Below are 5,021 nucleotides of genomic sequence, written 5' to 3'. Positions count from 1 at the left end.
GGAGATATGCATGACAGACGCGAGGTATGCTCTATCAGAAAAACAAAAAGAGCATATGGCATTGTTTACCCGATGATAAAGAGCAAATATATTAGGACAAGATTGAACAAGTGGCAAGAGTTTAGGAGAACAAATGCAAAAGAGTAAACAAAAATATCATATTTCTATGGAAAAGTACAATATAAAAAAAGGGTTAATTGTGTATACATGTATTGTTCTCGTTTTTGGTGGATGTATACAGGCAATTAATGATAAATATATAAAAGAGCAACTAACATTGTTATTTGTGGATTTGCTTTTAATAGAAGCGTTTTTGACAGTAATATTTTCTGTTCAGTTTTTTCGAGATGGATATATTATTCGTCATGATGAAATAGTATTTTTTCATAAATTCAAAAAGAACAGAAAAAAATTGAAGGAAATAGAAGCTGTTGTGATATCGAATGCATACATATATTTTCATGGAACAAATCCAATTAATATGTGGAAAAATGGAAAAATAATTCCTTGTCCATGGTTTACTTTATTTTTTGAAAAAATAGATCCAATGGCGGTAGCGTTATATCCAGATAAAGTGACTTCCATTGAAATAGAGAATAAAATATTTAAATCTAAGCAAAAAGTGGGCTTTATCTACCAGAAAGATGTAATTGCTGAAATAATGGAAAAATACACAGGAAATATATATATTACAAAGTCGCTATATCTAAATTTTAAAAATGAAATAGATGAAAGAGCAGCAACAAAGTCAATACATATTATTTGAATTATGATGAATGGGATGGAAATGTATTTGAAGCACAAACTTCTGTGAATAGTTAGAAGGAGATAGAGATGTCACCAAGAGGGCAGGATACAATGGAAAAAATACAAGATTTTTTAAAGACAAAAAAGAAATACGAAGCTAATTTATGGAATGATCAGATAGGATTTTTCCTAATAACAATTATCTTTTTAGGGGTGCAAATATTGAATTCATGGAAGGTATTGGCGGTCTGTACCATAATAGAAATTTGTCTTCTGATTCTTTGTTGGAGGATGGTGCTTTATTGGGTTAATGAGAAAACCAAATAATTATTTGATAATAGGAATAGTGGGAACAATACTGATTGCATTGTGTTATTTTGGACGCTTTTGGTTAGTAAGAAAACGAATACATGACGGATGGTATGAAAACGGAAAGAAAAATGGATCAAATGGTAAAGAAATTGCAGCATCAGTTGCAATAATGACTTTTATGACACTAAGATTATGCAGAAACCAAACCGGGTCGAAACTGGAAAGCATGGGTCAAAATGAGACATATGCAATTGTAGTTGTACTACTTTTTGCACTTGCGATGTTCACCTCTTTGTGGGTCGATGCTGGTATGATGTATTACTATTTCAGAAAATATGAACAGGCTAATAAAAATTAGAAATATTTTGTCTTGATAAAATGACAGAGTATACAAAACTGTAGGTGGAACAAGAGTATAGTTCATTTTAAAATTAGTGATTAGAGCTGGCGAAAACAGATGATGAATAAACAAAAATATTATATTTCAGTAGTATATCACAATGTAATGAGAGGACTGGCAATATATTGTGGTCTGATTTTAGGAATAATTGTTATGTTAAAACTTGCTGGTGACAGATATGGAATTGTGTCAATTCTTGTCCTGCTTGAATATGTAGGGATTGCGTTCTTATTAGTTTATGAAATCGGGTTCTTCATAGATGGATATTACATTCAGGATGAGAAAATAGTTTATTATCATAATTTTAAAAGACGAAAGAAAGATTTATCTGAAGTGAAGTCAGTCATAATATCCAATACCTATCTTTATCGACGAAATTTAAGAGTAAATATATATAAAAATGGCAAATTCGTTCATTGTCCGTGGATAACACTCTTTTTTGAAGAAATTGATGCGGGATTAGTGGTTAAAGATAGAAAAGAACTAAATACACTGAAGGTTGAACATCAATTATACAAGAATTGTTCTAAATATGGTTTCATTTATAAAAATAATATGGACAAGTTTTTAATGAATTTTACCGGAGAGGTATATATAGCTAAAACCATATATTTAAATTTTGAGGAAGAAATGAAGAAATTATTTGGAGCAAAGGTGATATATATTATTCCAGATATGGGAGGAGAGAATTAGAAGAGGAAAAGTTGTTTGGTATTTTTACAAATCAGATAAACATAGTTAAAAGAAATGGAACAGAATATCGATTCTTTTTAGAAAAAAGGAATAAGGTAGTAGAGTTTTTACAGACGAGGTGATAAAGAAAATGCACTTATTCATAAAATGTATTATGTTTTCTGTCTGGATGTGGTTTATAGTTAGGTTTTCAGAAAAACCATCAGGCAGAAGAAAAATTTGGATAGATAATCGATTCTTATATGTATTTACCTGGTTGTGGCATTCTTATGGAGAAATTTCGATTATGGGGTTGATGTATGCGATAGGTGTACAGGTAGTTGATATTATTGGAGTCGTTTTTTATTTATTGATGCCATTAAATAGAGAAATAATATGCATTTATTGGTTAAAGTTTCTTTTGGGAGTTCTGTTTTGGGCTGCTGGAATTGGAATATTTGATATGGCAAAAAATGCAGAAGAGAAAAGAGAAAAAATTCTACTGTATTTTAGTTGTTTTTCAGTTTTAGCTTTTGGAATATGGTATGCATTATATTTAATACTGGCGGATTTTATAGGATTATTTTAGACGAGGTGATAGCATGAAATATTTTTTAATTATATTAATAATTTTAGCATTTGTGATAGGAATTTTTGATTTAAAGTTTATGCTTGAATGTAAGAAAGAGCAGAAAAATAATAAAGCAGAAGCATTTATCTATGTAGGGGATAAAAAAATAATATGGATATTTGGAATTCTGTTTTATATAATTAGTGTTTTGGAATGGGTGATTCTGTTATTTTCAATAGAAGTTGCGTCACTATTTCTGTTTCTTTTTTGCTGCTGTATGGTTCAGCTTGGTTTTGCAACATTTTTGTGTCAGCATTTTACATATTCGGCAGTATTTATAAAGAAAAATGAAGTATTTTACTATGCAGAAAGAAAACTAAAAAATATCCCAATCGGGCAAATCACCGGGGTTAGTGCAATGCCGGGAAATGTGGCATATCTGTTTTTTAATGAAAAAAAGGAAAGACTGTTTGAACTTCAAATGAAAAAAGCTAATGCGAGAAAAATGCTGGAATATATCATAGATAGACAGCAGAACAATTAGAAGAACGAAAAGGAGCCGGTTGCAATGGGAATCAGGGAAAAGTTACATCTTTTTAAGAATAAAGATAATGCAGTGGAAAATAGTTCCAAAGAAGCAGCAAGAAAGTGTGTATTAAAAGTACAGGATAAGTTCCGCCTTAGAAATACAGATGATATCGTGGTTGTAGGTGAACTGAAGGGAAAAATACAGGTGGGTGATGCTGTCTACATGAGTAATTTTTCGGATGATGATGGAGAAATACTGGTGACAGTAGTGCTCGGAATAGAAGTTGGACAGGGAAAAACTGTGCGTGAAGCAGAAAACTGTCGGGTAGGATTGAAATTGGAGCAGACTGGAACTTATCCGATAAAATGCGGAACAATGATATATTCAAGAGCGACAACTGTAGAAGAAGTACATGATACCTATATTTCTGGTCTGGGAGATACTTATGTATCGTCAAAACAACTGGTACTTTCACAGAAAGAACTTGATGAGTTAAGCATTACGGATTGTTCAGAAATCTGGCGTTTGTATGCGTGGTATAAAACGAAAGTAATTCCGGCAAAGGATGATGCTGAAAAAGAAGAAGTCCGAAAGAGGATTGGTGTAATTGCAAAAGCCCTTGTTCAAAAGGTATTGGAAGCACCTGCTATTTATTGCGTATACAGTAAAATCACAGGAGAGCCGGCACTTTTTTCCCAGACGGTAGACCGGCAGGATGGCACATATATGTGTACACCACCTGACATCTGGATTCTGACTAAGGCATATAAGGATATATTTAAAGTCAGATTTCCGGAAGAACGGTATGAAATCAGAGAGATTAAAAACGATGATTCCCATAAGGCAATTTACAATTTCCTGGGATACTGTTTTTATATGAATGGTGCCTGTGGAGTCAAAGTGGTAAATGAAAATACGGCAATAGCAGCACCGGAATTTGTTCCGGAGCCGGACTACAGCAACATACCGGAAATTAGCATTCCGGTTACCAACCCTGACCTGGTAAGATGGATGCTTCTGATTGCCCAGCTTGGGCATCCGACAACAGACGAGCAGAAGCTTATTTACAAATTATATTTTAGATTTCTGTCCATAGAAATGACAAAAGCCAGATTTATTATTCCAACTAAAACGTCAGAAGATTTTCCGGAGCCGGATGAAAATGGCAAGACAGTACTGAAAAAGGATATGCAGATTTCACTTCCGACCATAGAAGGAAAGCACAATAATGCAGCGGTCAGAATGTATACGGACTGGAAGCGGCTGCAGGATGCTATGGGAGATGGCTGGAAAGGAATGGTACAGCCGATAGAAGGAATCATTGACCAGTTTGACTGTGCCATCAATCTGACGGAGCATGAGAAAGCCGGCTGCTATGTCGATAAGGAAATGTTCCGGGAAATGCAGTCCTTCGAGAAAGATTTCCAACAAAATAATTGACAAGAAATGACAAAGAGAGTAATCTATTAACAGAAAAAGTAATTTGATGAATGGGAGTATGAGTTATAAGCGATAGCTAGTACAAATATCACATAATTCAGATATGTTGGAATTCTCCAGCGGTAATCCCATTTGAGACTAAACTAAAATACATAGGTAGTGTAACTGATGCTGTGAAATATAGTTCAGTGTTTATTTGTGTATTTGGAAAATTTGTATTAAACAATAGCCAGATGAGTGGAGAGAAATCTTTGAGGAGTCTGGTTGATATGAAAATGATGGATAATCCGGTATTATCCGTTAGTAAGGAACTATTCCAAATGTTCAGGAAGGTGATAAAATGAAACTTA

At 33.4% G+C, this 5,021-nt stretch carries 6 protein-coding genes; all 6 read left to right on the top strand.

Going from position 1 to position 5,021, the window contains the following annotated elements; all coding sequences use genetic code 11:
* Window positions 1–133 precede the first annotated feature (133 nt).
* The 6 genes from LKD41_RS15280 to LKD41_RS15255 all read left to right on the top strand — a co-directional run bounded on the left by LKD41_RS15280 (window position 134) and on the right by LKD41_RS15255 (window position 4,671).
* Window positions 134–766: a hypothetical protein gene (locus LKD41_RS15280; RefSeq protein WP_227701653.1), complete on the top strand. Its 633-nt coding sequence runs from the start codon at window positions 134–136 to the stop codon at window positions 764–766.
* A gap of 291 nt (window positions 767–1,057) precedes the next feature.
* Window positions 1,058–1,417, top strand: coding sequence for a hypothetical protein (locus LKD41_RS15275; protein ID WP_227701652.1), 360 nt, complete (start codon window positions 1,058–1,060; stop codon window positions 1,415–1,417).
* Window positions 1,418–1,516: 99 nt separating this feature from the next.
* A complete protein-coding gene (locus tag LKD41_RS15270; RefSeq protein WP_227701651.1) occupies window positions 1,517–2,152 on the top strand; it encodes a hypothetical protein in 636 nt (211 codons plus the stop codon).
* A 130-nt stretch (window positions 2,153–2,282) separates the two neighbouring features.
* Window positions 2,283–2,720, top strand: a complete 438-nt coding sequence (locus LKD41_RS15265; protein ID WP_022242515.1) for a hypothetical protein — start codon at window positions 2,283–2,285, stop codon at window positions 2,718–2,720.
* A 13-nt stretch (window positions 2,721–2,733) separates the two neighbouring features.
* On the top strand, window positions 2,734–3,246 hold the full coding sequence (locus LKD41_RS15260) for a hypothetical protein (protein WP_118666063.1): 513 nt from the start codon (window positions 2,734–2,736) through the stop codon (window positions 3,244–3,246).
* A 24-nt stretch (window positions 3,247–3,270) separates the two neighbouring features.
* Window positions 3,271–4,671, top strand: a complete 1,401-nt coding sequence (locus tag LKD41_RS15255; RefSeq protein ID WP_227701650.1) for a hypothetical protein — start codon at window positions 3,271–3,273, stop codon at window positions 4,669–4,671.
* Window positions 4,672–5,021 lie beyond the last annotated feature (350 nt).

It is taken from the genome of Roseburia sp. CLA-AA-H209 (assembly GCF_020687575.1).
Taxonomy (GTDB): Bacteria; Bacillota; Clostridia; order Lachnospirales; family Lachnospiraceae; genus Roseburia_C; species Roseburia_C amylophila.
This window is presented reverse-complemented; position numbering and strand designations above follow the sequence as displayed.

Coding starts and splice junctions, on each gene's coding strand:
- LKD41_RS15280 (WP_227701653.1), top strand. CDS start 134: ATGCAAAAGAGTAAACAAAAATATCATATTTCTATGGAAAAGTACAAT.
- LKD41_RS15255 (WP_227701650.1), top strand. CDS start 3,271: ATGGGAATCAGGGAAAAGTTACATCTTTTTAAGAATAAAGATAATGCA.
- LKD41_RS15270 (WP_227701651.1), top strand. CDS start 1,517: ATGATGAATAAACAAAAATATTATATTTCAGTAGTATATCACAATGTA.
- LKD41_RS15265 (WP_022242515.1), top strand. CDS start 2,283: ATGCACTTATTCATAAAATGTATTATGTTTTCTGTCTGGATGTGGTTT.
- LKD41_RS15275 (WP_227701652.1), top strand. CDS start 1,058: ATGAGAAAACCAAATAATTATTTGATAATAGGAATAGTGGGAACAATA.
- LKD41_RS15260 (WP_118666063.1), top strand. CDS start 2,734: ATGAAATATTTTTTAATTATATTAATAATTTTAGCATTTGTGATAGGA.